The organism is Paenibacillus sp. F411 (assembly GCF_017582705.1).
Taxonomy (GTDB): Bacteria; Bacillota; Bacilli; order Paenibacillales; family Paenibacillaceae; genus Paenibacillus_AQ; species Paenibacillus_AQ algicola.
This window is the reverse complement of record NZ_JAGFIP010000004.1, coordinates 152,250-178,551: the sequence shown is the minus strand read 5'-3', so window position 1 is coordinate 178,551 and position 26,302 is coordinate 152,250. Positions and strand designations below refer to the sequence as shown.

Genomic DNA, 26,302 nt, shown 5'->3' with positions numbered 1-26,302 from the left:
CTTAATCGCTCCCCTCAAATAAAACCCTCTACCGCAAAATCATCTGTCTCCCGGATCGCTGCCGCCGGCTGCTGTTGTGGCAGGGCGCTATCCACATCTCGCTGAATCAGCCTCTTAAGGTAGCCGGATTTATTGGGCCGCTCCTGGACGTGATCGTAGAGCTGCAGCTGATCCGGATCCAAAATATTAAAGGCGACCTGTATGATCTTGATCTCTTTAGCCATACAACTTCCTCGCGATCAAATAAAATGCTTTGACGTTGGCAAAGCTGGTATCTCCCTCAATCATCAGGACACTCGGGAAGTACGCCCGCAGGCTCCCCAGGACGGCCCCTGCCCCTCCTCCGCATACAAACACCTTATCAGCGGCTTTCCAGCCTCCAGCAAGCGCCCTGAGGGCGATCTGCCGAGCAAAGTCTGCCGGCTGGACAGAACGCAACGTCTCCATGCCGGTACCGAGCGTGAAGCTGCCCCGATCGTTAAACCGGCGATCGATCAGGGTGCCGAAATTAACCGTGCCGCTGCCAACATCGATGATCCGGACAATTCCCCCGCCTGGTACCAGCAGGCCTGCCGTGACCCCTTCAGCAGCCACCTCGCACCGCCGGATCACGATGATCTTTCTCTGTCCATTCACCGTCAGCTCATGCCGGCCGCAGAGCATTTCCTTTATGGCCGCTTTCTCCGTCTCTTGGTGCGTGCTGATCGGCTGCCCCACAATGATCTGATGCTCGGTGCCTTCCGCAAACCTGTGCAGGGCCAGCAGTACTCTCAGGCGTGCATCCGGGTGTGCTTTGGTCTCTCCCTTGCGGCTGTCTGCACATTCGCTTTCATACATGGCCAGCGTACCGGCGAATCCTCTCTGCCCTTCATACTCCCAATCAAAGTCATAATCACTGTACTGCTGACGGAGATTGCGGTCCCGGTACTCCCCAATTAGCGAGGGGAATGACCGCAGCTGCTTACCGTCATAAAATTTAGTTTGATAGTTGCCCGCATCAATGGCCGATATCATGAGCATCCCGCCTTGTTGTATAACTGATTACGGTACCGGGCCGGCGCCGGAGCCCGTTGTGCCGTATCTGGTTACATATCTATGCCCTACAGCTTGCCTATGTTTCCTAGTTGCATGTATAAAATTTTCATAGATTGTCCATCCTCGAAATATAAGGGGGATTGGAGCATGATTGGATTCGGATTAGGGAAAAAGAGAACTAAGCTGGGAAGGTTTTTGGATAAGAATCAAATTACTCAGGGGTGGCTCGGGGAAAAGGCAAACTTGAATAAGAACACATTGACTATGCTTTGTAGAGATGATCAGTACGAACCTAGAGCGGAGACTGTGCAAAAGATCATTTCGATACTACGGAGTCAAGGGTACGACGTTAGGGCTCATGACTTTTGGTCATAAAAAAAGACCCCACTTTTGTGGGGCTAATTCATGTGGATGGCCATTCGCTGATCCAATAGCAATATTCTTTCAGCGTATCCATCATCATCGAAGGTTACTGATACCATATAAACGTCTTGCATTTGTTCGGCGTTCTCTTTGCGTTTTGATTTCTCAGTCAAGAAAACTCCTTCTTTTGTATCATAGGCGTAATCAAGACTTTTAGGAGCATTATAAAGAACGTTGTCTTCGCCGTACTCCTTTAAGATATCGCCTTTTAGCATTCCTATCTTTATGTCTGGCGTTTGAAATACATTGGCAGCATCTTCATCGATTGATATACCCGCGACTATGTCATCGCGATACATGACATTAACGCCAGAATCATAAGCGAACCCAAATGAAGATTTCTCCCCTTTACCGAGGACATTCTCTACATCAGATCGATCCATCCCATACACAATTTTAGCTTTACTGTCCTCGATCTTGCTAATCGATAGATCTTCTTTGGTTAGTCCTAATGATGAATCACCACACCCTCCCAGCATCATTGCAACTAGGATTAATAAAATGACTCCTCTTAACTTCAAAATTCAGCCCCCTCTCTTGCCCTAAATATTAACAAATAAATAGTTTCGAATCCATGAATTAAGAACCATATATTTTAATAATAAGTCCAATAATCCAAGTTGCTGCTATCCTGTGCCGGCAGCTGGGGCTGTTCATCTTCCTCTTCTCGGAGAACCTGAATACCCTGCGTAGTCCCCTTATCAGGCCAAGTAATGAACTCTTTACTCCTCAAGCTTTCCAGCCCCTGGATGATGTCCACTTTAGCACGGCCAGTTAACTGCTCAATCAGTTTCATCGTGGGCATGATCCGGCGGTGCGCCGGATAATTGACGAGTATACGCAGCAGCTTACGCTCCAGATCGGGCAGCATACCGGGCACCTCCCACTCTCTTTGTGGCCAGAATGTTCTCGATGACGAACACCCGCGGGGCTCCGGTCTTTAAGCACAGGGCTCTTACTCGTCCATCTCTAACCCCGAGCACCTCAATCTGCCTCTGTGTGATGTTGTTTTTGCGGTCTATGTAGATGATCTCAACAACGCCTCCGATGTACTTCTCCATCATGTTCGCCTCCAAAATAAGAACGTTTGTTTGTATTATAACCAAACACCGACATTTCAAGCAATCGAAATTTTAATTTTATGTTCTTGTTATGTTCGCTTGTATTACACAGGTGATTAGGGTATATTTATATCAGAGCAAAGGACATTAAAGAAAAGGAGCGAATGAAAATGAAAAACGTTATGGTGAGAGCTTGGGAGATCGCAAAAGCGGCTGTTGTGAAATTCGGAGGTAAGGTAAAGGAGTTCTTCGCTCGAGCTCTTGCCATGGCGTGGGCCGAAGTAAAAGCCCCTAAGTACACAGAAGTGGAATTGAAGGCCGATACTCGCAAGCACAGAACGTGGATGGCTCAAATCGTCGGCACACACCCAACCTTCAAACTGGATCGCAAATTCTTAAACGAAGATGGCACAGATGAGTTTGGTGACAAAATTTTTCGCTTGAAAGACGGCGCGTATGAGTTTAACAACGGTAACCGCCGTGGGTTCTTCTTGATCCAAAACGGCATGAAGGTCAGCGTAACGCAAAACGAGATCAACTCTTACATCGCATAATAAACCAAATAAAAGGAGCGATTTAAAATGAAAATCCAATTTGAAAACAAAGAAATCACCCTGAAGCAAGAGCCTTATATCGACGGACCGGCCGGAGAAACTCCGATTTACAAAGCACAAGCATCTGACGCTGAGGGCAACGAGTATTTTGTGACATGGGCAGCGGTTGAAGGCTGGGAAAACATCGAAGACGAATCTGAAATGTGTGATTGGGATCACCCTACTGGCCTGATGCTGGTAAAGTAGTACCGCCCCTTGAATACGTTGGAGCTGCGTGGGTCGCCCGGCACAAGGGCACCTCGCAGCAAAACGTCACTGAATCCGGCATGAGAGCATTGAATCCGAAATACCGAGGCTCCATGATCAAACCGGATGCATTGTTTGAGGGGCGGCCGCTGTGGCTGAGAAGCCGTTTTGAGGTAGATAAAGATGCCTAAAAAGATTGACCTGATCGGGCAGCGTTTTGGAAGATTAACAGTAATCTCTAAACTGCCCCCGAATGGGGGACCCTCACTTTGGCAATGCTTGTGTGATTGTGGGAACTCAAAAGTAGCGGCCGCTAATGTTTTACAACGTGGAGACTGTAAAAGCTGCGGATGTTTGCATCAAGAGTACCTCGCGAGTAGACACGCTAAAACCGATATTGATTTATCGGGCAAACGGTTCGGAAAGCTCATTGCTCTGCACAAAGTAAAAATTGAGGGCAAAAAGTCTATTATGTGGTTATGCCAGTGTGACTGTGGCAAACAGGTCCCCGTAGCAGCCAGTGAACTGAAACATAACCATGTCCGCAGCTGTGGCTGCCTGGTATCTGATCACGTTAGTTCTTTTTTTGATGAAGGTACGAATGTTGCTGCTTTATTAGCGAATACAGTCAGCTCCCGCAACAAAAGCGGAACAAAGGGCGTATTTTATGATGCAAGTCGGAATAAGTGGTCTGCGGAAATCATGTTCCAAGGGAAACGTTACCGACTTGGCAGGCGCTCAGACAAAAAGGATGCGATCCGTCTCAGGGAAGAAGCCGAGGAAAAACTGCATGGCGATTTTTTAGCATGGTACAAAGCAAAAAAAGACCCTGCCAGCGATTAAGCCGGCAGGGTCTATACTTATTTCTGTTGATTATTAATAAATCGACTCAGCATAACCGCCATTTCCTCCCGAGTAATCGGCGCACCCGGCCGGCTTCCATCCACGTAACCTTGTTCGGTCATTGCTTTCCAGGCTGATGCAGCCCACGGGCTTACAGCATTAATATCACGTTCATTCTTAGACACTCCTGCTCCCTCCCTTTTCTTCAGGCCTAGATGCTTAGCAACCCCGGTCACATGTCCCTGAATAATAGCATCCAGCACTTCCTGACGTTTCAGCAATCCGGCATCCTTTGCAACGTCAACAAACAGATTTTCTGTCAGCACAGCCGGCATCTTGCTCTCCCGAACCATGTGCAGGTTCGCACTCTTTTGCCCCCGATCCGTAACCCCGTAAGGCTTAAGCGCCGACATGATCTCGCGGTGCAGTACATTCTGGAGAGCTACGGAGGCTGCCATTGCATTAGTGAAGCGAAATGTCTCAAAGCCACCCGATCCGCCTGCAGCATTACAGTGAATGGATACCAGGATGTCAGCTCCCGCTCTGTTTGCCTTGTTTGTGCGGTCGGACAGCTCAAGAGATACGTCCGTGTTCCGGGACATAAGCACCTCCACACCCTCGTACTCAGCTTCCAGCTGCTGCTGGATCCCTTGGGACACCTTCAGCACAATATCCTTCTCCTGCAGCCCATTCGCTGTAGCGCCGGGGTCCTTACCGCCATGACCTGCATCGATCCACACTTTCTTCATTCTTGATCAGCTCCGATCTTGGCTTGTTTCACGGCCTGGTGACCAAAGACTGCAAATGCGCCGGCCAGGATACCCTGGATGACTGATTCCACAGACCAGCCAATCAAACCGATCGTTAAGAGGATGGCAACCATAACGACGATGTAAATAATACTCCAGTTGGGCACCTTCGGTGTTTGTTTTAACACATAGCCAATCACCCAACATGCGGCCACAACGATCAACAGCCGCGGATCAACCAATTCAAAAATCATGTTCCATTCCATTCTCACTCATTCCTCCCTTTATTTCATTGCAGCTAGCTTAAAACCAGCCCATACAGCCGCCACAAGCCCCGAGGCAGAGCTTGCAATAATCACACCGTAAAAAGCACGCTTCATCCACTTACGCCCCTCTGCCTGTTCTCGCTGTACCTCCAGCGCTTCTTCTGCCTTTCTGAGCGCCGTCTCTGCCATTTCGCGAGTGCTCGCCCATTCAGGCTCCAAGGCGGTTAACTTGTCCTTAACTTGCTGGGCACAAGCTAAAGCCTCCTTGGATGTATCCCTGACCTCCGCAACGGATGGTACCAAAGCAGCCAAAGGCTTCAATGTTTCCTCGATTCTGGCCAATGCGACTTGTAGGCTGACTAATGTATTGACGTCTGTCACGTCACCCACCCCTTCTGGTTTCATTCCCCTCTCCCCCTATCTCTCTATAATTAAAAAGCCCCCGGACCACCCAGGGGCATAAAAAATACGCCTTGCGGCGTAGCTGGTGAAACTATTCTTCAATCAAAAACTCCAGACCGCTGTCAACCAAGATATCACGCACGCCCGGCTGCAGCGTGGATGGTACAGCACTAAATGCTGTCTTACCCAAAATCACACGTTGAGCAAAAAACATCGCCATCATGACCTCACCTCCCTTCAAGCGGCATACAAGCCAATAAAGCAAGTTGAGTATCACTGGTACACCTGATTGGCCATCTCTGCGATGACGTCCTCGATAAAGTCAGCTCTTTCTGATAGAGCAGCGTTCTGCGCCTTGAGGAGCGTGTTTTCCTGCTTGAGCACATTGATCTGTTCTGACAACGGCGGCTGATACACTGGCGGCGCTTCGGGATCAGCCGGATCGGAGTACTGGAAAATAGGCACAGATTTTTCGAGATCGATTCCGACCCATACCCCTTCCGTAAAATCCTGAGAGTAATCTCCGTACTCTAGAACCACCACTCCTACTGTGTGCGGCTCTCGTTCCGCAAGACTTTTGTATATTTGAAAGTCTTCCTGTCTCGTAGTTTCTCTTACAGCCCCCATTCTCTCTCCGGTTTCGACGATGGCATTACCTGACGAGATATCATAATATAATTTTCTCCCAACCTTTACCATTCTGTAACCTCCGTATTCGCTAAGTCTTATTCTGAAGCGAGCCAGTTATACGTAACTCCGCCGTCGCTAGGGCTAAATTTAAACACACCATAACCAACTTCAGTAAACACGTTAGTTCTGTTAGATCGGTCATACGCTCCGTTAGTTCCGTTTAGTCCATACACCGCGTACCTTGAACCTGGGTTGTACACAACGATAACTCTAGGCGTGAAGTCCAATCCAGTTATAGGTACTACGACATTGGCACCAGTTGAGGTGAATGATCCTTCTGCCGTCTTCTTGCCTGTGTATATCTGCGATATCTTAGCTGCGAGTACTGCATTACTGTCGGCAGCACTAGCGGGAACGCCTTTCGAAACAATGGCAGATATAATCGCGTTGCGATCGGTCGTTGTGAGTCTTTCCAATAGTCCTTGGACGTTGAAAATATTAACATCCTTAGGTAAGTTACTAGATATTAAATCCGGATCTCCCAATATCGTAATCGGCGACGAGTAATACCCGGCATCTTTGGTTTGATTCGAAGTGCCCGGCGTGACGGTCCCGCCTGCGCCTCGGTTCGGCATCGTTCCTACCAATCCGTTCGCTCCCGCGTTACTAAACGTAGACCCCGATAATACCTGCGCCGCCGTCGCGTTACCTGTTGCGCGAATAACCGCAGAAATCTTCGGTATCAATTGCGCCCAGGTTTCTGATGTGGATGCCGTCACCCCGATGGAGTTAAGCGCGGCAACCACTTCCGCTTTACGCTCAACTCCAAGCTGCTTTCCCGCGAGGGCTTCGTCGTATGCAGCCTTGACCGCTTTTTCTGTGGCTGCGACGCTCTCTCTTGTACCATTCGTTGCATTCGAAAGCTGCACGAGTCCTTTTTGGGTTAGAGAGGCATCCGGGATATCAGGGTCCAGACCTGCCAATGCTTCATCGAGTTCTTTGTGTGTAACATAAGCAAGATTTGTATCGACCGAAAGCGTCACGCTCTGGGCTTGGCCCACATAAACCAGCACGTCGAAATTTTTGTTGATTAGATCCCCGGTCCCGGTAGGCGGAATATAGTCTGCTGTATCTCCCGCATTGAGGTAATAATATAGAATTTCACCCTCGTCCGGGTCCATGGCAAAAACGCCGATTTCTCGAAAGTAAAAGCCCGTTGTAACGTCCTGATTAGACAGTACAAATCCCACCGTAGCCTGATTCGGCGGCGTCATTTTTAAACGCGTGACGTCTATTGTCTTTTTAGAGCTGATCACGTTTGTAAGTGCTGTAATGGACTGCCCTCCGAGTTGACCGTCGCCGATTACGACCTTGGTATATTTTAGTTGCGCTCCTGCCTGAGCCTTGGCCTGTAATGATCGGCCCTTATTTGTTAATCCCTTTGCGCTAAATGATGACATTTGATCACCTACCTGATTAAGATGTACTCGCTAACGTGGACGCCCGCGCCGTGGTATAGGTTAAAGCTCTCGGTTTGTGACAAGATTACCTCTTCCATGTGAGCGGTGAGACGTTTTACCGATTCGACCGCACGGTAGAACTCCTGTGCACGGTCCAGGGTTACCTCCGGATTATTGGTGGTGACTCTGAAATATCCAGGCTCCCCACCATACTGAAACCACTCTTCGACCTTACCCTCACCAAAGAGGATTGTGATGAGGTCCTCGATCGCGCCGGGCGTCCCTTTGATCCGGTGGAACTCTTTTGCATTTTTGAGCAGCTGCACCTTTTGTTCCAGAGGCAGCGTGGTGTCCCAAAAGTCCACGTGATCCTGCCAGGCCCGCTCGTCTGCCTCTGCATCCGTGATCCGGCCCTGCATCAGCCTGCGATAAAAGGACAAGTCCTCTACCTCTTTGTTGAGCTGCTGCACATGACTGTCCAGCGCCCTGGCCGCAGCCGAGACGGTAGGATCTGCCTGTGCATTCGGCGGCAGCAGGTCATACACGCTGATCTGGTCTATGTTAATCATCTGCAAGCCCTCCAAATACCACATTCACGTTTGCTTCCTGCGCGACCTGCAGCTGAGACACATCCATAAACATCGGAGCCCTAACAGCAACCCTCAGTGACCCTGCCGACATGACACGCCAAATAAGCTCTGAGGGATTTACATCCCGCCCGAGCTTTGATCTTTGCCAGAGTTTATATGCCTCCACCGCCGCATCGACAGCACTTTGGATAACCGCTAATTCAGCAGCACGGTCACTGTCAATGTAATAGGTCAGGTCAATGTCATAGGGCGCTGCTTCAGGCGCCTGGACAGTCACCCGATCTGTTAGAGGGCGTATCCGCCTGCCGTTGACTTTGGCAGCCACTGCATCCAGTACAGCCTGCGTGGGGATTTGCCCCCCTTCCAGCAAAGGTACCACCGTAACCTCTCCCGGCGACTCGGAGACAGCCGCTACGTCCACGATGGCGGCGCTCGCTGACTTAGCCCAGTATTCGTATCCTTCTTCCGGTCCGGCCGTAGAAAAGGACTCAGGGGCCATTCTGATGCGCTCACGGTAAGAATCATCATCCTCGGTATCTGCGCCGCCTGCGGTTGTCGTCTGGTTTGTCACAGACGCCACAAACGGCAAGGGGTCGATGAGCGTGGTCAGCTGACCCGGCAAGAATCCGTTGCCGATGACGCCAGGCGTCAGACACTCGATCAGCACGTCTGCTGTAGTCACCCCTGCAGGGATGGTCGCCGCTGTTTTGGTGGCAAACAAAATGGAACCCTCTGCCCCCTCGGGAGCAATACGGGTTCCAGCTGGGATAATTTGCGGAGTGACTAACGGGATCGATAGTGTAAAGCGTTCTGTGGTGATCGCCGGTTCAGCCTGCAGCCGGGGTGTCTCTGGATCACCCAAGTAGTCCAGGACAATCCCCTTGGCATACCGAAGCAGCTCGCCCTTGGCCACCTTGTTGATCAGCACCCTTTGCTGGATGATTAGCTGAGCAAAGGCCCGCAAAGCCAGCATTTCCGGATCCGCTCGATTTAAGGTCCGCCCGGTAAACCCTTGGAATACGGCGACCATCTCTAAAAAGACCTTGTTAGCATCATCCTCGACAAATTTGATATCGGGTAACTCGACAAGTTGCGCCATTACTGCACCTCTCTTTGAACAAACTTGATGACAGCATGATATTTACCCTGTGCCGCCTCTTCCGGGGTCTGCTCATAGTCTATGTCAGTGATTTGAGCCCGCGGCTCACCCTCCTTGATGGCTGCCATGAGCTCATTCACAAAGAGAGCCTGAGCTATAACCTCGGGCTGGTCAACGACTCCCGGAGATATACCTAAGGCACGATCCAGAGGGACCGTGCCTGCGTATGTCGTTGCTATGACCTGTATGTTTTGCTTGATGGATTCAATGCCTGTCAACCCAAATCTCATGGCTGCCGGCTGCGTTACGTTTACTGTATGTTCGATCATACGTATTCCTCCAATGTGATCGATAAATCTGCCTTGATCAGGTTGCCCTCCCGGTCAATGTCAGCCCAGGATTGGGACAGGCTCAGGATCTTCCATTTTCCTTGCCCTAGCGGCTTCCCGCCTACCTGCAGCAGGAGTACTTTTCCATCGCGCTGATAGACCAGAAGCTTCTCCATTTCTTTCCGGGGGTTCATACCAAGCCGCGCATCTAATTGCATGGTGAACGATATCGTATCAAGCCCCGGGCCGAGAAACTGGCTGCGGGGCTTATGCAGGTGTATATCATTGCTCCCCCATCTGGCCGAGGAATCGCGCTGGAAATCCCGGAATGTGCGCACTTTAATCGGGGTCTTGAACGACGATATGAAGACCACATCCCCCAGTGCTCCAAGCCCTAACTTCATAGGTTCTCACCGCCTCGCGTTATGCTGCCATCAACCGTTAGATTACCGGCTATGGTCACATCTCCTTCAAGAGTCACGCCGCCTGCAGCCTTGACCTTCAGCTGCTGAGAGGTGCGATCATAATAAACATACGATCCGTCCTCAAACCACATCCCACGCTGATCAGCAGTTCCGGCGGGGTCTTCTTCATCTTCAATCACTCCGAGGCATATCCCATCGGAGACACCATTCGCCAAAAACAAGCATGCCACTACTTGCCCAGGTTCTGGCAGCTCGTTTCTACGTGCCCAGCCACCAGGAGTGAGAACAGGGAGGTCACCAGAAACCATATCCTGCCGATCCTCGAAGGTAGCCGTGATCGTGCCGGACTCTGGATCAGCTGTGGAGCAAACGCCGATACGAAAAATGTTTAAAAATTGACTCGATCCCATGGTTACCACCCTAGCACCTTTCTAATTTCAATATCTGTTTGATACGGGTTAACTCCCAGGCTATGTTTAGCGCTCTCGATAATGTACTTGCCGTCAAACTGTCCATATCCCTTTATGTTGACCGTTATTCCCGAGGCAAGCCGGACATCCCCATCCAGTGTAAACCGGGCCTTGCCAGCCTGTTTGTTTTGTTCTCGCAGCCGATTCCGGGCCATACGGTTGGCTTCTGCCACAGTTTCAACCCGCTCGTTGATGCGGAGTACCGGTAGATTATCTGAGTTGGGTAAGCTGTATTCTCCTGTTATAACCTTTGAAGTCACCGTTTTCGCCGGTACCGCAGCAGCTGTCCCTTTCGGTACGGTTTCTTTACCTTTCTTAGCATTAGCTTTTTTGACTGGAGCAGGCGGGCGATATGTGACTACACATGAACCATAGGCTGTATTGGTGCTACTCTCTCCGAAGCCATACATAACAATGTTACTCTCGCCCCTAACGATATCCAGGGCTGCTGGCTTCTTTTCATACTCAGCTTCGTCAAAAAGCACGAGCTTGCCGCCTGATATTTTGGCTGCTATGCCCTCATCTTTTGCTATCTCGACCAGAAACGAGAGATCGGCCTGATCCGTTTGATCAAGGCGGTCATATGTGGGGTTCACATTGGCCGAATACACCAAAGAGAGTTTCGCTCGGGATGCGATATCCTGGGCGATGGTCTTGAGCTTCACCTTTTCCCAAGCCTTTGTGCGGGGCTCCTGCTGCGCCTGAGCTCCCCCGAGGGGCAGAGCTACAGCCTGCAACATTACCTTGTCCGGAGGGCCGTCTATGTCGATGGCATCCACCTCGAAAGTGCCACAGGGCAGCTTCGCCTTCTGACCAGGAATATCCCAATTGACAACCGTGATCTCAGCGATCAGCTTGTCTCCGAATTCCGGCTTCCAGGCATTTAACCAGTTTGCTTCCCGATCATCCAAGGAGATTGATATGCTGTCCTGATCCCCGGGCGCTCCGTCCGAGTACGTAAAATCCATCAAATACTTGCTCAAATACTCGGTACCGATTTCCTTGCCGTTATACTTGAGCATGAGATAGGCGTAACGGCCGTCTACCACGGTTTTCATGATCCGTCCTCCTGCCGCCAGGGTGGTAAAGTGGATGCACGTTCGACAGGGATATCCGGCACCTGCAGCAGGACTCCTGCCGGAAAGATAACCACCTCGGCATAGTCTGGATTAGCATTCATCAGCTGGACCATAAATGACTCTTTTCCGGCAACAGAAAAGGCGATACTGTCCCACGTATCACCCTGAATTGTTCTGTAAGTTTTCATTGTGTCATGCTCACCCTCTGTCTATTGCGCTGATATGCGCCTAAATGCGACTCCCACTCTTTCTGCGCATCACCGATTACCCTGCGAACCGTTTGCTCATCAGCATTGCCCTGAATGACTATTGATGGGCTGTAGATAAATTGACCTCCGCCTGAATCAGACTGATCCACTCCAATCATCTTACCTGTCAAAGCATGGAGATCACGGGAGCGCTGATCTTTGCGAATTGGAATAGCCATCTCAGGCCCAGCCTCGCCGAAAATGGAAGGTTTGTTTGCCAGGCCGCCTTCAGCATACATCTGCATGGACTGCATACCCAGCCGCGGTCCGGCCACATCGCCATACTGTTTCCAATGAACGCCGATGTTGATTGTCTTCTCTAATGGCATGTCGGCCATCATCTGATTAAGCTCCATGATCTGCTCTTTGGCTGCATCAACACGTTGTTTCTCTGTTGCACTCAGTTCACCATACTTGCCCATTAGTTCATCAATAGGTGCACCAAGATTCAAATTGATCAATGCGACCTGCTTATCATACAGCTCTTGAAAGCTATCTTTGGCATTCGCGATGTCTTTCTCTGTGTTCTCAAAACTAATCAGGTTTGATTCGAAAGCCTTTTTAAGGTCCTGTGTTTCGAAAGCTAGATTGGCCCAGTTATTGCCGTAGTATCTACCAGTTGCAACTTCAATTCTATCGGCTAATTCAGAAAGCTTTCTAGCCTGTTCTTCTCCGGTAGTTGTATCAATAATTTTCTGTTGAGCTGTCAAAAATTCTTGATACTGAACATACGACCTGCGGGCATCCTCATAAGCCTGTTCAAAGCCAGATAAATTCGACGTCAATTCATCGTAATTTTCCTTGAGTTCAGGCAACTGAGACTTCTTATCGAGAATCTCTGCGTCAATCTTTCTCTTTTCTCGTTCAAGCTCGGTTGTGTTCAAGCGATTGGCTAGATCAAGTTGGTCCCGGAAGCTTTCCTTTTTTGCATCCTCGGCTTTGAGAATTTCAGGATTAAGCGCAATGAGCTCTTCCTCAACAATTTTCTGTTTCCTACGCGCCTCAGCGAGTATAGCAGCCGGCGTAGCTGTGTCGTTGATTTTCTCCTCCAAGCGATCGTACTCACGAATCAGATTCCTAGTCCTCTTTGTCTGGTGTTCAATGTCTTCATAATTATCAAAGACATGTTCCAGATCATCGCCCATGTTGAGCAATTCCTGCCGCGCCTCTTCCTGGTGATTTTTATATGCAATCACCCCTGCCGTCAGAGCGCCAACCGCACCAACAGCTATCCCAATCGGATTCGAAAGCAGCCCCAGCACTCCGCCGAATTTACCGACTCCCTTTGTGGTATCGAACACTGCTTTACCGACCTGACCCAAATCCTTTGCGATCCCAACGGTATTTTTCGCAAGCATGGCAGCCGGAACAGCGAGCCCGATAGCTTTAATGACGTCTTTATTATCTTTTGCCCAGGCTGTCATGTCTTTCAATACCGGCATAAGGTCCTCACCGATCGGGATGATCACCTCATCCATAAGTTCACGACCGAGCACCTTGAGCTCCTGCGTCAGATTGTCGTATTTGACAGCAGCCATCTCTTCCATGGTTTGTTTCGTCATATCAAACTGCTTGTTGGTTGATCCCAAAGCACCGACGACATCCTTCTCCAGATCCTCCCACTGGGAGCCAAAGAGCTCAACGCCGAGCTGATTACGGTAAACCGTGTCCTCAATGGTATTGAGCTCAGTGATGACCCGCTGCATAGCATCCTTGCCTTTGATGGCTCCAGATCTCAACTGGTCTAGGATGCCGAATCCTTCACCCAATCTACCGGATAACGTGGTTAGGGTATCTTCGGCGCTCTTTCCACCCTTCTGCAGATCCTTGACCATTTCCTTGGCCGTATCGGCGGAGACATGCTTCAGCAGCTCCAAGTATTGCGCAGATTTAGTACCACCTTTGGTTAAAGCAGCGGTGAAATCCTCGATACCTTCGGGAGCAAACAGCGCAGCCATAGCATCGCTTGTTTTTTCGCTGCCGTCCTGGAGACGGATGTTAAACTCTTTGACCGCATCTCCTACTTTATCGAGATTGAAGGCACCTGCTTCCAAGCCGGCAGAAAAGACATCAAACATCTCATTTGCGGAGTATCCAAGTGCTGCAAACTGAGGTGCATACTCATTTGCGGAGTCCAGAAGCTCCCCAGACTTATCCAGGCCCTGCTGCGCCCCCTGGGCGAGAAGGTTCATAGACTGTTCAGAAGTGATGCCAAACTGCCTCATCAAGGTGTCAGAGGTCTTTACAGATTCAGGGATATCAAACCTGAACACGTCCTGCAAAACAATAGCGTTCCTCGTCGTCTGAGCGAGTTCATCGCCCTGCTGTTTGGTGACATTGCGGGCAGTGATCAAGGCATCCGTGAGGTCATTGACGCCTTCACCGAGGCCTTCGCGGTACATTGACTGTGAAATTTCTTGCAGCTCTGCCAATTCCTCTGCTGTTGCACCGGTGGCAGCACCTAATTGACCAGACTGTGCATCCAGATCCCCAATTGTAGTGATCATACCACCGATAGAATCGGTTAATTTGTCAATAATGGCGTAGGCTCCGGTAAACTGTAGCGTACGTTCGAACACTTGACCAAACTCACGAACATCCTCTTTCAGCTCACCGAAGGCACCAGATGCTCGGCCTGCATCGCGTGTAATCTCATCAAAGCTCCCGCCTTTACGGAGGGAGTTAAGGTCTTTTTTGAGATCGAGCACATCGCTTCCAAGATCGCTAAAGGCTCTCTTTAGTCGGGGGTCGATCTCGCCGTTCAGCTCGAATGACATTTGATAATTCTTCGGCATGTCTATCCCCCTCCCTTTCGAGCTTTTTCTTCATCGTAAAATTCCTTAGCAGCCGCATGCCATTCGAAAAGCAACCAGATCGGTGTGCTCATCCAATATGAGACATCGCCTTTCATGGCTCGTGATAGCCCTATCGAGATTTTCATAAGACTGCGAATAGGGTTATCCGCTAAACCAAACCGTTCAAAAAATATTTTGCAGCACCTGTCACTTTCAGGAAGTCGCGTGCAGTGAGTTTTTTGAGCATTAACGGATTCACACCTGATGCTTTGGCAGCCACGACAGCGTGATAGCCCGGATGCTCTGTTTTATATTTCACAAAAACATTCTTCTGACCCGCGATGAAATCCATAAAATCCGATTCAATGGCCATAATGTCATCACCGGACAAACCTTCAAAATCAAGCGTCAGTTCTTTGTATTCCGTATCTTCCCAAGTAATAGCCCGGGACAGCTTAATCGCTGTTCCGGCCGTTTGGATTTCTTCCAGATTTTCTGTCCTTGCGACTACATCACTCATAATTCATTCTCCCTTCTTAATTAGGCCAAGCCCAGCGCTTTTCTTACGTCCAGCAGAGCATCTTTTCTATTGATCCGGCAAATGTAATTGAATTTGTCGAGCTCAAAAACCGCTTGGCCATCGATGAAGATTTTGAGGTATGTCGCCTCGATTGTATTTGTTGTGCCGGTAGTTGCATTTTGCGCAAGGGTTCCAAGGTCGAGGCTTTTGCTGAAGCCGCGAACCACCACTTTAATCGCTCTGGTTACCACGCTGCTTCTTGAGTTATCGAATTCGCTGAAAGCACCACGGATCTCTAACCCTTTAAAATCGGGACTCACCATGTCAAATGCCTCTTTATTAATTGTCCGCCAGGCGATCCCTACCTCTAACGATCCATAATGACCTTGAGAAGGAAGATCGACTTCTCCTAAAATAGACGCCCCGGACACTGTTGATGTCAGAGGCGTTAAATTCGGGAGGGTGATATCACCTGTTGCGAAGTTATTATTGCTCCCTTCCGGGAAAACAGATAAACCTTCGACCTTGATCGGAATAGTTTTCATGAAGTGAAGCCTCCTTAAGCCGCTGTCAAAGCAGCCAGATATGATACGTCGTAAGCGACGACAAATTCGATTTCCTGCGCCATGGATGGCGGCGTAATAAAGATACGGTAAACCATCTTTCCGGCGCCAAGCTGGTCGTCCGGATTATCTGCAGCAAGGAACTCCACGCGGCCGCCGAGAAGATACCCTGCACCAACCAAACCATTGAGCCAGACATTCGCTCCATCCGCGATCGATTCGATCAGGCGGCGATTCAGCGGGTTGTCCACCTGCTGCCAGTGCCGCAACACGAGCTGGTTTTTGATAAAAGAGAACATCCGCCGCACAGGGATGAATGTACGCTGTGCATCCGTGTACTCCGGATATGCTCCCGTGTAGTTGCCCCACGCCCTGAATCCATCCGTCCAGCGGATGCCGGTGACAATGCCATTGGCGTTCAGCGCATTAGCCTGGTCGTACGGGATCCGGACGGCTGTTCCATCTTTGTACACAAGCCCGTCAGCTGTGATAGGCTGATTCGATGGAGTCTGATAAGGCACGCCTTCGTTGAGGGCATCCGTTGCCACCATAGCTGCTGTGACCAGCGTGGACATGTGGTAAACACGGCCCTTATATGAGGCCATCGGGTAGGCATTGGTTTGGAGGTGGCTGACATATCCGTTATCCTCTTTCCACGACGCGGCGTCCACGTATTTCTGGCTTGCGTCCAGATCCGTGACCACATGAGCCTCAAATAGACCGTTAATGCCCTGTGCCTTTGCTACCATGACGGCTGCAACTACAGGGTCATCCGACCAGCCCGGCGCGACAACCAGGTTAGGCACAAATGATGTCTCCAGGAACACGTCCTCGATCAGTTCCAGGCCTGTTCTGTCACCAGTCAGCGCATCCGTGCCGCCGATGATCCGGCTGGCCGTCACATTGGATGGCTTCAGAGCGCTGTATCCGACCTGCAGGGATGTGGTCCCCGCCGGAATCGCGCCGCCGCTTACGATGGCAATCACCAGCTTACCAGCAGCGTTGAAGGTCAGCGTATAGTCAGTGCCTTGTACAAACGTCGTGGAGCCGTCTGCCACCGTCACAGAGTCCTTCAGCACGCCCTCTGTGTCGATTGTGTGCATGCCATCCTTAAACGTTGCTGCAGCCGCTGGCACTGCCTCTACGTCCGTCACATCCAGGACATTCACAAAGGCAACTGGTCCCTGCTCCGAGTCAACAAAATGAGCGTGGGCAGCCTCGCAGAGCGTGAAGGACTCCCAATCATCGGAATAGCCCAGCTTGGTGCGGAAATCGTCCAGATTCTTAGCAAGAATGACCTTATTCACCGCTCCGGCAGGGTTCGCGACCTGGTTGATCGGGGCCGTGCCGAAATAAATAGGCAGCGTGTTCGTCTGAACGACCGCTGCCTTCGGTTGAAACACCTCTTTGGCTTTTACACCGTGAAATTCAGCCATTGTTAAACTCCTTTCATCGACAGGGCAGCATGATTTAATGCCGTACCCGTCATTCTAATTTGTTTTAAGGAATCCTGCAGAGTATCCACCGGCACAAACAACGCCCTAATATGTGGATAATCTGTGTACAAGGGTTTGAGATACGCCGGATGCCCGCCGAGGAACACCTGATTTGTTCGTACCACGACTCCATTCTTGCGGATAGACGGCCCGATATAGATCAGCTGCACCGGCTTGTCGGTGGCTGCAGGAGCCTCTGGAGCAGATGCAGCCGAGACCCCCTGTTGTTCTGTTCCCTGCTGTGCTACCGCTTGCTGTTCCTTATCTCGTTCTCTTTTAGTAGCCATTCTTCCATACCTCCTGTTCGATTGATGGCATTTCCCATGTTGTAGAAAGGTACCCGGTCCAATACGGATCCGCCTGTTCTTCGTAAAAACCCAGTGATAAAGGGCGGGATAGCCTGAAGGACCATCCTTCCCATGTTTCCCGCAGCAGGTGAATACGGACGTGCTCCATCAAATGCAAAACGTCCATGTAGCCGCCAGAGCCGTTGCCGACACAGCCGAATATCAAGTCGATGTCTGCAGTCCGGTATCCTTCTTCGTTTTCCTCAGAATTAAGAAAGAAGACGATGATGTACGGCCAGCGTTCATCCCGCCCAGGCGCGATCGTTGTCTCTACTGGAGCAATATCAGTATTCTGCGAGACTGGGTCATAGTCAGGAGTAGCACGAGCTGGCAGGTCCACTTTATAAACATTAGGGCGCAACTGCTCTGGACCGAGAGACATGCCCTCCGTAATCTGCTGCAGGTACGCCTGTAATTGATCCATCATCAAGCTTGGGGTCATGTCTTCAGCCTCCCTAATGTCCGATCAAGCTCATGCGGCAGCCTCTTCAGCATTTCTTCGCCGTAAACACGCTGTACATGCTCCCGGACTTCATCGCTGGCCATCATGGACGGCACCGCAGGTCCGCGGAGCTCCTTGATTGGCAGCCGCTTCTTGCCCACGCGCTCAAACACGCCCGTATGATGCCCAGTTTGAGCGATAAATGCCCCAGGTATTGGTTTTCGAGCTCCGCCACGGAGTACGGCTGCTTTAATGGCTTTGGGAGCCCGCTTCAATTTACGTTTGGGGGAAACGTTGAACTTAATCAGAGGGAGTGTGTGACCCTTAGATGTCAAAGTCGCCGTCAGCGAGTTTCCGGCAGCCTTACGGACCCGGATCGTCTCGACAACCTCCCTCTGCTTGACCACATACCGTTCCCGAGTCTTTCTACCGGCTTCCGTCTTCGAACGCTGCGTGGCCCGGTTAAGGCTGGACAAGACCGCCTTACGAACAGCCTTGTCCATTTGCTTTAGCGACCGATTGACCTGGCTGAAATTGTCCTTTATATCAATGAAGTCACTCATGGCCGCTTACCGTTTGCCTCAAGGACAATCTTCAGGATGCCCGTGTCATTGGAGACGCCCTTGATCACGTATCGCATAAAGTCCAAATAAAAATACTGGTCAACCCTTGGGGTATACACCAGTACATCGGGATCGATATGGATAATGACATTGTGGGCGGAAACTCCCTCAGCGCTCTGAATCGGCTTGCCGTCCAGAGTAAACTTCTCGACGATCATCTCCAGCTGCCGGTCTTTACGGCCGGTTTGTTTAGCATCGTCGGTGTAGGTCGTGACCGTGTGGATCTCGGCGAATTCATTCGAGTTCATGAAGGTCAGTTGGACATCCTTCGCCATCTGCTCTCGAAGGTTCATAGCCTCTCACCGCCTTAGTTTTGGTCGTCAGCTGTCACTTGTTCGGTGTACCATTCTTCAAATTGGGCGACACGATCCTCCGCTTTCCCAGCTGGATCGATCGATAGTGATTCAAGGAACTCCTTCTGCTCCTCCGCCTTCAATTTTGTGAATTGTTCAGGTGTAGTCAGATCATTCAAAAGCGGATTATCCTTATCAGGTTCAGGCTCGTAGAATGTATCCCCTTCTTCCTCTGCAGCCCCCAGTTCAAGTAATCGCTGAGCTTCTTTTTCGGTCAAACCGAGGATTTCCTTCCCGTGCTGATAAAGTTTTCCGTTATGAATAACCTTGTTAATTGCTCGAATCATCGTATTTTCCCTCCTCTAAGTTAAAGTACTTTCGCGACAACCCAGCCAGCAACGTTTGCTGGTACAGGCAACGGGCGGGAGAGCATCTGCAGCCAGCGCTGAGCCGGCTCTACAGTTACCCAGGACTGCGGCGTGATTTTACCCATGACTCGAACGAATTGCTCTGAGCGCGGATCCATGATCACATTCGCTCCATAGTGGAACGTGAACTTGTCTCTTGTGGACATGATCGCGATTGTGCCGGCTGGAATGAACGGAACTTCTTGACCAGCATCGTTGGTGTAAGTGCCCGTGTAGCTGTATACATCCAGTCCAACGTCACGCAGGCGGCCGTGATAGGTAACGCCGTCAGGAAGCAGTGTCGTGTCGATCGTACCGACATCAACACCTCTGTTTTCGGCCAGCTTAAGAATCTTAGGGTGACGCATCAGTGCTACGGCTGCATCATAATCAGCCAGGACGATATTCGGAGTCGGAGCGTTACCATCCATGACCACTTTACGCTGAGACGCGAGGAATCCAATTGGATCAGAATTTGCGTCACTCCAGAGATCCGTACCAGACAGGGTTACGATATTCGTGAAATCGTAATCGATAACCTGGCTCACACCTTCACCGACCTGGGTTACTTTGCCGGTGAACATCAGTTCAGCTGCTTGCTGAACAAGACGGCGGGTGATGGTATCCCGGAGATCGATGATATCCTTTGCAAGCAGTTTACGGGCCCGCACCTCTGGCTGATCCGGATTGATCAGGTTCTCCCCGGCTGCTCTCACCTTAAGGTCAATAGCAGTGATCGGGCGAGCTGGTTTGATCAGGGCCGGCTTGTATTGTTTCGCCGTGAAGCCTGTCCGCTGGATGACCTTTCCCGGCTGCAGTTCGGACACATAAGGTGCGATCGGCTTATTGCCTTTCATCGTTTGAATTTCTACAGTCTCGGTTTCAAATGACTCGCCGTCTTGGAAGAATGTATCCAGGATATAAGTGCTTGGCGGCGGCAGCTGACCGATTACTTTCAACAGAGTCGGAAATGAATACAGATCTTTAATGGCCATCGTTGTGAGCCCTCCTTAGTTTACAACCCGTTTGGTATAAATTTTTGCGTTGTTGAGCGCAGCTTCGTGGTTTGCGATTGTATCGGTTCCGCCGAAAATCAGAGCTTCGCGATTAAACTCGCCTTGTGTGTAAACCGTAGCACGCTGCTGAACAGTCGATGCATCCACGATTTCATCTGCAAGAACAGCCACGGGAACCTTTTGAGCAGCACCGACAGCTGCTGAATCTACAATCGTGCAGATCCACGTTCCGTCAGCCGCGAATCCTGTTCTGGCCATTACGGTTCCGCGGGTAAAGACAGCTCCCGTAGCCGGCTCAATGATGATGGACTGGGTGACGATCGGCTGGACCATTCCGGCAATCAGGTTATCATAGGGTACACTTTCGTATGCTGGCATTATTTTCGACCTCCAATCATGTTATTGATTTCTGCAGTAAGGGCATCGGCTTCGGCTTTAGATACAGCTTCTGGATCTGGCTTCCCAGGCGCTTCGTCCGAATCGACATTGCCTACACCGCTGTTCTGGGCGTCGTTATTACGACGAGTACCTTCATTGGCTACACGTTCAGCAGAGGCCTTAACAATCTCCATCGCCGTTTCGCCTGCTGTTTTTCCTTCAGAAATGGCTTTGGCGACGATCTCAGCGGCTCCTGGCGCTGTGGCAAGAGCATTAAGTTCAGTGATGCGACCCCTTTCTTGTGTTACACCAAGATTCACAACCTCGTTGTATAGGTCAGGGTGCTGTGCTTTCAATTCTTCCAGTTTCATGGGCTGTTTTTCCTCCTTATTTTGTGGTTCAGCACTTTCTTGCTGTTCCTCATTTTGATTTTCAATACTATTTGTGATCTGAGGCATAATTGACGACAAGTCCAACCCTGCAAATAGACCGGACCTGTCGTTATACTTCGAGCCATCCTTCAGCATTGCGCTAATCAGCACATCACGAAGCTTTGCCTCGACGTCCGGCGGTATCTCTCCGCTGATACTGTTGGTAACGGTCATCAGCGTATTTTCCTCGTCGAACAAAATACCATCCGCAAAGCCGAAGCTCACCGCCTCCTGGGCATTCATCCAAGTAGTCTTATTCATCAGCTCCAGCAATTCATCCATATTTTTCCCGGTCTTAAGACGGTATGCGTTGGTGATTGAGACATCAGTACCACTTAACATATCTGCGTTGCTGTAATGAACGTTTTTGTCACCTTCCGCCCCATTCCTTGCATTGTGAATCATCAATTGTGATGTTGGCGACATCTTGATTTCGTCAGCTGCCATCAAAAAAAATGAGGCTGCACTAGCGGCGACACCGGTTACCTTCGCAGTGACCTTACCGGTATACTCCTTTAGGAGGGTGTATACTTCAGAACCAGCAAACACCATTCCTCCTGGCGAATTAATGTAAAGTTCTACATCATCTCCCCGAGCATTATCTAATTCTTTTGACAACCTTGAAGCGCTGATGTAGGGGATACCCACCCAATCGTATAGCCATGCGCTCCCATCACCGATAACCGGCCCGTTAAGTTTGATCTTCTTCGGCATCTTCTTCATCACCCCCCTTCAGGCCTTGTGCGCTCTTTCCTGAAACTAAGCCGTTTTGTTCCCGAATCTGCTGCTCATATGCCAGTTGCCGGACGTTGCTCTCATATTCCGTACCTGTCAGCTCTGCAGCTTCTCGAGCACGGGTACTGAATCCATTCTCAACCCGGATCACAGCCGCATTTGCTTCCTTCACCGGATCGAGCTGACCCTGCGAAGGTCCGTGCCACTCCGCTTTGGTGTAGGCCTTGAACAGCAGAGGATCATCGAATATACCTGGAGCATCGATCCGCCCTTTGATCACTGCCTCAGCGAACCATTCCTCATAGATCGGCTGACAGAAATCTGCTGACATCCACGCCCGCCGCATCCGGAACATCTTCCAAGCTTCCAACAAGGCTGCTCTTGACGCAGAGTAGGACGCTGTGAAGTGTTTTAGCAGCAGTTCATACGGAAGCTCAAGCGAAGCGCCTACCTGCCGGAGGATTGATGTGACGAACGGATCGAAGCCGCTGTTCGGACGCCCCGGATTCGCGATCGTCGCCTTCTCCCCAGGATTCAAGAACTGGACCGCCCCGACCCCTAGCTGTAAATCTTCATCGCCGCTAGGCAATGGTTCTCCTGTTGGGTTCTCTATCGGACCCTCAGGAGATAGACCGAAGGCATCAGTATCCTCGCTCTCCGTCTCAATAAAGACGGTGAACATCCCACTAATTACTGCCGCCATTAATTCGGCCTCAGTGTATCTCTCCAGCTGTTTCAGTGATTCGATAACAGGCGCCAAGATTGGAACGCCTCGGCGCTGCTCCGGCCGCTCTGTCTCCATGAGATGAAGAACATTCCGCCGTCCACTCTCTTCCCCGATGGCCGCAACCCGCTGCCACTTCATACCCGGGTCAAAGTGACCGGGATGTTTACTGGAGAACCAATAGGCAGCCACCATTCCATCAGCATCAACTTCCACACCGCTCTGCACCCGCTTGATAGACTCAAGTGGTTCATTCTTCGGTGTACTGCATCGATCGGCTTCCAGGATGCGGACCCTGAGGTCATAAACGGTATGTTTTCGCTCAAGCAATGGCAGTAGAACAAAGGCGTCACCGCTCATGACCCACGACAGGAAGGCCAGCTGCTGCAGCTCATAAAAATTTTGAAGCCCGCCGGCATCACAGTCTTTGGAGTCGGCCCACAAGGAAAACTCCCTTTCAATCTGCCGGCGAAGCAGTGCCGACTTCTCCTCAGACAGGCGCAAAAAATCGGCATCGAAGGAAGGCTTTAGCTTTAACCCCGTGCCGATTATATTGGTTCTGAGCGTCTTGAGCGCTCCATTTGCGAGCGATCCGCCCATGAATAGGTCTCTCGCCCGCGGACGCAGGGCTTCAAGGTTTGCATGAATGTCCTCATCGGCGTTTCCAGCTGCCGGGGTCCATGTTGTCAGAGACTTCTTTCTGCGGCTGGCTCCGTGATCACCGTAACCCTGGTTGAACACGTCCTGTACGGCCCGCTGCCGTGCAATCTCCGTTCGGGCCCTTTCACGCTTAGCAGCGAACCCTGGAGCAACAGCGGCCACTGTTTTATCCAGCCAGCTCATAGATCAATCGGAACATACCTGCGCACTTTTCGACGCGGGCCCAGTCCCTGCTCAAAACGAATGGCATCATTCAACTGCTTTTGCCAATACTGAATCTGCCGCATGACCTCGGTTAGGTTCACTCTTGTGAGCGATCGGCCGGCGATGCTGTACGATTGCCCCGTAGAGAGCGCCAGCTCCGCTGCCATCCAGGCATCCAAGTGTTGCTGAGCTACTTCTTTTGTGTACAATGGCATTTTCCTATTCACCTCCTCTCAAGCGTTAAACGCTGCTTGCCACGCCTCTTTTCTTGCTCTTCCTAGCGCGTTGCTGACCGCCTGTATCCGGATCCACCTTCGGGCCATTGGGCTGCTGTTCAATCGGTAAGGAAAGATTCGGACGGAGCAGCTCCACCACGGCCCGATTATAGACCGCCAAGTCAAACGGCTCGTTTCGATCACGGGTCTTCACCCAGACCTTATACTTGACGCCGTCTTTCTTGACCGTCCTGTGAGTCTCAGCAGTCAGGCCGAGGAAATATTCTTGCGTATATCCCTTGCCTTCATCATCAGGGAAGTGACAATACAGTGGTCCTGGCTCCTCGACCTTCAGGCTGTCGTATACCTTCACCTTGCCGTCATCCACACCTAAGTGGATAAGGATCGCATTGTACATCTGGGTCCGGGAATGCCGGGCGATAAACGGTACATGCTCCGCTGTTTTGGGGTTAATCCCCTGGCCTTTGATCGCGTAAATCCGGCGATGCTCCCGAGCACGGGTGAATTCGTACACTTCTTTGGTGTAGTGACCACCAGAGTCCATGCAAGCTCCAATGATGCGGAATTCCCGGCCCTCTGGACCTATCCAAGAACGACAAAGAAACCTGTCCAGGTCCTGCCACACTTCGGGCCTGTTCAAGTCTCCATAAATCCGTTGGTATTCGATACGCCATGATTCTTTTCCAGCCCCCCAGCCAATAATCTCGACTTCAAAGCGATCGTCCTGGGTATCAATGGCTGCCGTGAGCACCTTCACGCCTTCAGGCACCTCATACTCATATCTCTCGCGACGCTGCATAAGCGTTTTGTCGTCCATGCCTTTGACCTTCGTCTCCCACGGCTCTCCAAGAACCGTATTGACGAATACTTTCAGCTTGTCGACGCCCTCTCTCTTGGCCACCAAAAAAGCCTTTGCAACCTCGCGCCAATCTGACCATGGGCTGGAAAGCTGATTGATATGAAATCCCCGGCGGGTGGAGTGCTCTTTCCTGGCAACCCAGGCACCCTCGCCCCGCTTCCATTCCTTTTCTGAGCCAAGATTGCCGCAGTATGCGCAGCGATGCTCGGCTTTGGTCACAACGATCTCACCGGACTCCGAGACATAATGCTCGAATACGATGCCGTTGTCTTCGCCCCGCTTGAATTGCAGGGGCTGTAACTCCCCACAGTGAGGGCAGGGCAGGCACCATTGCTCCATCGTGCTGTCTTCGTACAGCTGATGGATGCGAGATGTTTCCTTGTCCACTGGCGTTGAGACGAATAGATGCCGGCGCTTATGCCGGAATGTCTTGGTCCGGGCCGTAGCTAGGGCAATCGGATCACCCTCCTTGCCGGAAGATACCGGGAACCGGTCCACCTCATCGCACAGAACAATCTGCACTGGCCGGGAAGACAGTCCCGAAGGCGCGTTGGCTCCGACGATCGTCACATAACCGCCAGGGAAGGATTTCTCTTCGATGGTGTTGCTGCTGTCCCTCGACTTGGCGACGCCGATCTTATTCCGCAGCACTTCGCTGTTATTAATCATAGGAGTGAGCCGCTTTTTGGAGTAGGCCTGGATCAGATCCTCGTTTGGAAGCACGTGCATAATCGGGCAAGGCTCCTGATCGATGTATGAACCGGTCACATTCAGCAGAAATTCGGTTTTTCCCACCTGAGCTGAGGCCATGATAACGACCTCTTCCCAGTGCTCTATGGAATCCATGATCTCCCGCTGATATTCCGCCCGAGACGTTCGCCAAGGCCCCGCTTCCGCGCTGCTCTCTGTGGTTAGTACCCGGTTCATATCCGCCCATTCTGAGACGCTCAGGCGACGTCTAGGCTCCCACTGCTTGTTGGCCTGTGAAAATAAATCAACCGTCTTCCGGGCTGCCATGTTCCAATTCGCCCCCAATCTTATCTGGGGTGTATTTTGCCAGGGATGACAGCGCGGTTTCGATCTCCCGGCGGACAATTGACTCTACTACATCCGCAGGCTCATTCTCGCATTCGGTAGCAATCCTGCTGGGCACCCCGAGCAGCCGTGATTTCGTAGTAAGGATTAGGCCGGACAAGAGGCGTTCCACATCTGCCGCTGCATGCAGGTTGCCTTTCATTTGCTCCAGCTCAAGCAGGGCCTTTTCTGCCTTCGTTTTCTCGTGCTCCGTCTTATAATCAATCAACCTCGGCTTCGCATCTTCCTCTTTACCACCTGAAACATGCTCACAGTATGCCTGCACCGATTCGCCGAGTTTGTATTTGCCCCGGCCGACCTGCCTCAGGATTCCATCACGGGTTAATTGACGCAACCATTGGGGCGTTTTCCCTACGATCGCAGCCAATTCGGATGTCAATATTTCTTTGTCCTGCAGCTTATCTGCTTTCGCCTTTGATTTTGTCAATCAACCCGCCTCACTTTCGTCTTTAGATGGAATTGTACTGTTTTGAATATTTCAGGCATTATTCGAAGCGAAAAATAAAAACGCCCTCGATCGGCTGCCTGCCAAGCGAAAGCGAAAGCAAAATTTTGAAAATAAAACTGCA

37 protein-coding genes are annotated in these 26,302 nt (G+C 50.9%); 3 read left to right on the top strand and 34 right to left on the bottom strand.

Features of this window, described 5'->3' with window-relative positions; translation table 11 throughout:
* Positions 1-14: 14 nt before the first annotated feature.
* From JJQ72_RS06390 to JJQ72_RS06370, 5 genes are all read right to left on the bottom strand, one after another.
* Complete coding sequence (locus JJQ72_RS06390) at positions 15-224, bottom strand: hypothetical protein (protein WP_138226611.1); 210 nt, start codon at positions 222-224, stop codon at positions 15-17.
* The gene (locus tag JJQ72_RS06385) at positions 217-1,014 is read right to left on the bottom strand and encodes a ParM/StbA family protein (protein ID WP_208203118.1); all 798 of its coding nucleotides are present in this window, start codon (positions 1,012-1,014) and stop codon (positions 217-219) included. Before JJQ72_RS06385 ends, JJQ72_RS06390 begins: the two co-directional genes overlap by 8 nt.
* Positions 1,015-1,433: 419 nt before the next feature.
* Positions 1,434-1,979 carry a hypothetical protein gene (locus JJQ72_RS06380; RefSeq protein WP_208203117.1) on the bottom strand — a complete coding sequence of 182 codons (546 nt, stop codon included), beginning with the start codon at positions 1,977-1,979 and terminating at the stop codon, positions 1,434-1,436.
* 74 nt (positions 1,980-2,053) lie between these two features.
* A complete protein-coding gene (locus tag JJQ72_RS06375; RefSeq protein ID WP_208203189.1) occupies positions 2,054-2,329 on the bottom strand; it encodes a hypothetical protein in 276 nt (91 codons plus the stop codon).
* Complete coding sequence (locus tag JJQ72_RS06370; protein WP_208203116.1) at positions 2,307-2,522, bottom strand: hypothetical protein; 216 nt, start codon at positions 2,520-2,522, stop codon at positions 2,307-2,309. Before JJQ72_RS06370 ends, JJQ72_RS06375 begins: the two co-directional genes overlap by 23 nt.
* Before the next feature lie 167 nt (positions 2,523-2,689).
* On the opposite strand from JJQ72_RS06370, the gene JJQ72_RS06365 reads away from it, so the two are divergent.
* The 3 genes from JJQ72_RS06365 to JJQ72_RS06355 all read left to right on the top strand — a co-directional run bounded on the left by JJQ72_RS06365 (position 2,690) and on the right by JJQ72_RS06355 (position 4,162).
* The gene (locus JJQ72_RS06365) at positions 2,690-3,073 is read left to right on the top strand and encodes a hypothetical protein (RefSeq protein WP_208203115.1); all 384 of its coding nucleotides are present in this window, start codon (positions 2,690-2,692) and stop codon (positions 3,071-3,073) included.
* A gap of 27 nt (positions 3,074-3,100) precedes the next feature.
* Positions 3,101-3,319, top strand: coding sequence for a hypothetical protein (locus tag JJQ72_RS06360; RefSeq protein WP_208203114.1), 219 nt, complete (start codon positions 3,101-3,103; stop codon positions 3,317-3,319).
* A gap of 183 nt (positions 3,320-3,502) precedes the next feature.
* Complete coding sequence (locus JJQ72_RS06355) at positions 3,503-4,162, top strand: AP2 domain-containing protein (RefSeq protein ID WP_208203113.1); 660 nt, start codon at positions 3,503-3,505, stop codon at positions 4,160-4,162.
* 17 nt (positions 4,163-4,179) lie between these two features.
* Here JJQ72_RS06355 and JJQ72_RS06350 read toward each other — a convergent pair whose 3' ends face one another.
* The 29 genes from JJQ72_RS06350 to JJQ72_RS06215 all read right to left on the bottom strand — a co-directional run bounded on the left by JJQ72_RS06350 (position 4,180) and on the right by JJQ72_RS06215 (position 26,160).
* Positions 4,180-4,911, bottom strand: a complete 732-nt coding sequence (locus JJQ72_RS06350) for an N-acetylmuramoyl-L-alanine amidase (RefSeq protein ID WP_208203112.1) — start codon at positions 4,909-4,911, stop codon at positions 4,180-4,182.
* On the bottom strand, positions 4,908-5,177 hold the full coding sequence (locus JJQ72_RS06345) for a phage holin family protein (RefSeq protein ID WP_208203111.1): 270 nt from the start codon (positions 5,175-5,177) through the stop codon (positions 4,908-4,910). Before JJQ72_RS06345 ends, JJQ72_RS06350 begins: the two co-directional genes overlap by 4 nt.
* Before the next feature lie 18 nt (positions 5,178-5,195).
* Positions 5,196-5,582, bottom strand: coding sequence for a hypothetical protein (locus tag JJQ72_RS06340; RefSeq protein ID WP_208203110.1), 387 nt, complete (start codon positions 5,580-5,582; stop codon positions 5,196-5,198).
* A gap of 88 nt (positions 5,583-5,670) precedes the next feature.
* Positions 5,671-5,802 carry a hypothetical protein gene (locus JJQ72_RS20645; RefSeq protein WP_267900157.1) on the bottom strand — a complete coding sequence of 44 codons (132 nt, stop codon included), beginning with the start codon at positions 5,800-5,802 and terminating at the stop codon, positions 5,671-5,673.
* 50 nt (positions 5,803-5,852) lie between these two features.
* Entirely contained in the window at positions 5,853-6,278 is a 426-nt protein-coding gene (locus JJQ72_RS06335; RefSeq protein ID WP_208203109.1) for a hypothetical protein, read from the bottom strand.
* 26 nt (positions 6,279-6,304) lie between these two features.
* A complete protein-coding gene (locus JJQ72_RS06330; RefSeq protein ID WP_243895907.1) occupies positions 6,305-7,669 on the bottom strand; it encodes a tail fiber protein in 1,365 nt (454 codons plus the stop codon).
* Between the two features lie 8 nt (positions 7,670-7,677).
* Positions 7,678-8,238, bottom strand: a complete 561-nt coding sequence (locus JJQ72_RS06325; RefSeq protein ID WP_208203108.1) for a phage tail protein I — start codon at positions 8,236-8,238, stop codon at positions 7,678-7,680.
* Positions 8,231-9,358, bottom strand: coding sequence for a baseplate assembly protein (locus JJQ72_RS06320; protein WP_208203107.1), 1,128 nt, complete (start codon positions 9,356-9,358; stop codon positions 8,231-8,233). The genes JJQ72_RS06325 and JJQ72_RS06320 overlap by 8 nt, the downstream gene beginning before the upstream one ends.
* Positions 9,358-9,687, bottom strand: a complete 330-nt coding sequence (locus tag JJQ72_RS06315) for a hypothetical protein (RefSeq protein WP_208203106.1) — start codon at positions 9,685-9,687, stop codon at positions 9,358-9,360. The genes JJQ72_RS06320 and JJQ72_RS06315 overlap by 1 nt, the downstream gene beginning before the upstream one ends.
* The gene (locus JJQ72_RS06310; protein WP_208203105.1) at positions 9,684-10,091 is read right to left on the bottom strand and encodes a phage tail protein; all 408 of its coding nucleotides are present in this window, start codon (positions 10,089-10,091) and stop codon (positions 9,684-9,686) included. The genes JJQ72_RS06315 and JJQ72_RS06310 overlap by 4 nt, the downstream gene beginning before the upstream one ends.
* Positions 10,088-10,522, bottom strand: a complete 435-nt coding sequence (locus JJQ72_RS06305) for a phage baseplate assembly protein V (protein WP_208203104.1) — start codon at positions 10,520-10,522, stop codon at positions 10,088-10,090. The genes JJQ72_RS06310 and JJQ72_RS06305 overlap by 4 nt, the downstream gene beginning before the upstream one ends.
* A 2-nt stretch (positions 10,523-10,524) precedes the next feature.
* Complete coding sequence (locus JJQ72_RS06300) at positions 10,525-11,640, bottom strand: phage late control D family protein (RefSeq protein WP_208203103.1); 1,116 nt, start codon at positions 11,638-11,640, stop codon at positions 10,525-10,527.
* Entirely contained in the window at positions 11,637-11,849 is a 213-nt protein-coding gene (locus JJQ72_RS06295) for a tail protein X (protein ID WP_208203102.1), read from the bottom strand. Before JJQ72_RS06295 ends, JJQ72_RS06300 begins: the two co-directional genes overlap by 4 nt.
* Positions 11,846-14,704 carry a phage tail tape measure protein gene (locus JJQ72_RS06290; RefSeq protein ID WP_208203101.1) on the bottom strand — a complete coding sequence of 953 codons (2,859 nt, stop codon included), beginning with the start codon at positions 14,702-14,704 and terminating at the stop codon, positions 11,846-11,848. The genes JJQ72_RS06295 and JJQ72_RS06290 overlap by 4 nt, the downstream gene beginning before the upstream one ends.
* 169 nt (positions 14,705-14,873) lie before the next feature.
* Complete coding sequence (locus tag JJQ72_RS06285; RefSeq protein ID WP_208203100.1) at positions 14,874-15,224, bottom strand: phage tail assembly protein; 351 nt, start codon at positions 15,222-15,224, stop codon at positions 14,874-14,876.
* Positions 15,225-15,244: 20 nt separating this feature from the next.
* Positions 15,245-15,769, bottom strand: coding sequence for a phage major tail tube protein (locus tag JJQ72_RS06280; RefSeq protein WP_208203099.1), 525 nt, complete (start codon positions 15,767-15,769; stop codon positions 15,245-15,247).
* Between the two features lie 14 nt (positions 15,770-15,783).
* Positions 15,784-17,223 carry a phage tail sheath family protein gene (locus JJQ72_RS06275; RefSeq protein ID WP_208203098.1) on the bottom strand — a complete coding sequence of 480 codons (1,440 nt, stop codon included), beginning with the start codon at positions 17,221-17,223 and terminating at the stop codon, positions 15,784-15,786.
* Between the two features lie 2 nt (positions 17,224-17,225).
* On the bottom strand, positions 17,226-17,570 hold the full coding sequence (locus tag JJQ72_RS06270) for a hypothetical protein (RefSeq protein ID WP_208203097.1): 345 nt from the start codon (positions 17,568-17,570) through the stop codon (positions 17,226-17,228).
* A complete protein-coding gene (locus tag JJQ72_RS06265; RefSeq protein WP_208203096.1) occupies positions 17,560-18,072 on the bottom strand; it encodes a hypothetical protein in 513 nt (170 codons plus the stop codon). Before JJQ72_RS06265 ends, JJQ72_RS06270 begins: the two co-directional genes overlap by 11 nt.
* Complete coding sequence (locus tag JJQ72_RS06260; protein WP_208203095.1) at positions 18,069-18,635, bottom strand: phage tail protein; 567 nt, start codon at positions 18,633-18,635, stop codon at positions 18,069-18,071. Before JJQ72_RS06260 ends, JJQ72_RS06265 begins: the two co-directional genes overlap by 4 nt.
* Complete coding sequence (locus JJQ72_RS06255) at positions 18,632-18,988, bottom strand: hypothetical protein (RefSeq protein WP_208203094.1); 357 nt, start codon at positions 18,986-18,988, stop codon at positions 18,632-18,634. Before JJQ72_RS06255 ends, JJQ72_RS06260 begins: the two co-directional genes overlap by 4 nt.
* Before the next feature lie 14 nt (positions 18,989-19,002).
* Complete coding sequence (locus JJQ72_RS06250; RefSeq protein WP_138226638.1) at positions 19,003-19,335, bottom strand: hypothetical protein; 333 nt, start codon at positions 19,333-19,335, stop codon at positions 19,003-19,005.
* 20 nt (positions 19,336-19,355) lie between these two features.
* A complete protein-coding gene (locus tag JJQ72_RS06245) occupies positions 19,356-20,390 on the bottom strand; it encodes a major capsid protein (protein WP_208203093.1) in 1,035 nt (344 codons plus the stop codon).
* Positions 20,391-20,405: 15 nt separating this feature from the next.
* A complete protein-coding gene (locus tag JJQ72_RS06240) occupies positions 20,406-20,789 on the bottom strand; it encodes a head decoration protein (protein WP_208203092.1) in 384 nt (127 codons plus the stop codon).
* Positions 20,789-21,934, bottom strand: coding sequence for a head maturation protease, ClpP-related (locus JJQ72_RS06235; RefSeq protein ID WP_208203091.1), 1,146 nt, complete (start codon positions 21,932-21,934; stop codon positions 20,789-20,791). The genes JJQ72_RS06240 and JJQ72_RS06235 overlap by 1 nt, the downstream gene beginning before the upstream one ends.
* Positions 21,912-23,420 (bottom strand): phage portal protein, encoded by a 1,509-nt coding sequence (locus tag JJQ72_RS06230; protein ID WP_347880727.1) that lies wholly within the window; start codon positions 23,418-23,420, stop codon positions 21,912-21,914. Before JJQ72_RS06230 ends, JJQ72_RS06235 begins: the two co-directional genes overlap by 23 nt.
* Positions 23,421-23,518: 98 nt before the next feature.
* Positions 23,519-23,758 (bottom strand): DUF6148 family protein, encoded by a 240-nt coding sequence (locus JJQ72_RS06225; protein ID WP_138226643.1) that lies wholly within the window; start codon positions 23,756-23,758, stop codon positions 23,519-23,521.
* A 25-nt stretch (positions 23,759-23,783) separates the two neighbouring features.
* On the bottom strand, positions 23,784-25,655 hold the full coding sequence (locus JJQ72_RS06220) for a phage terminase large subunit family protein (protein WP_208203089.1): 1,872 nt from the start codon (positions 25,653-25,655) through the stop codon (positions 23,784-23,786).
* Positions 25,633-26,160, bottom strand: coding sequence for a hypothetical protein (locus JJQ72_RS06215; protein ID WP_208203088.1), 528 nt, complete (start codon positions 26,158-26,160; stop codon positions 25,633-25,635). Before JJQ72_RS06215 ends, JJQ72_RS06220 begins: the two co-directional genes overlap by 23 nt.
* Positions 26,161-26,302: the final 142 nt, after the last annotated feature.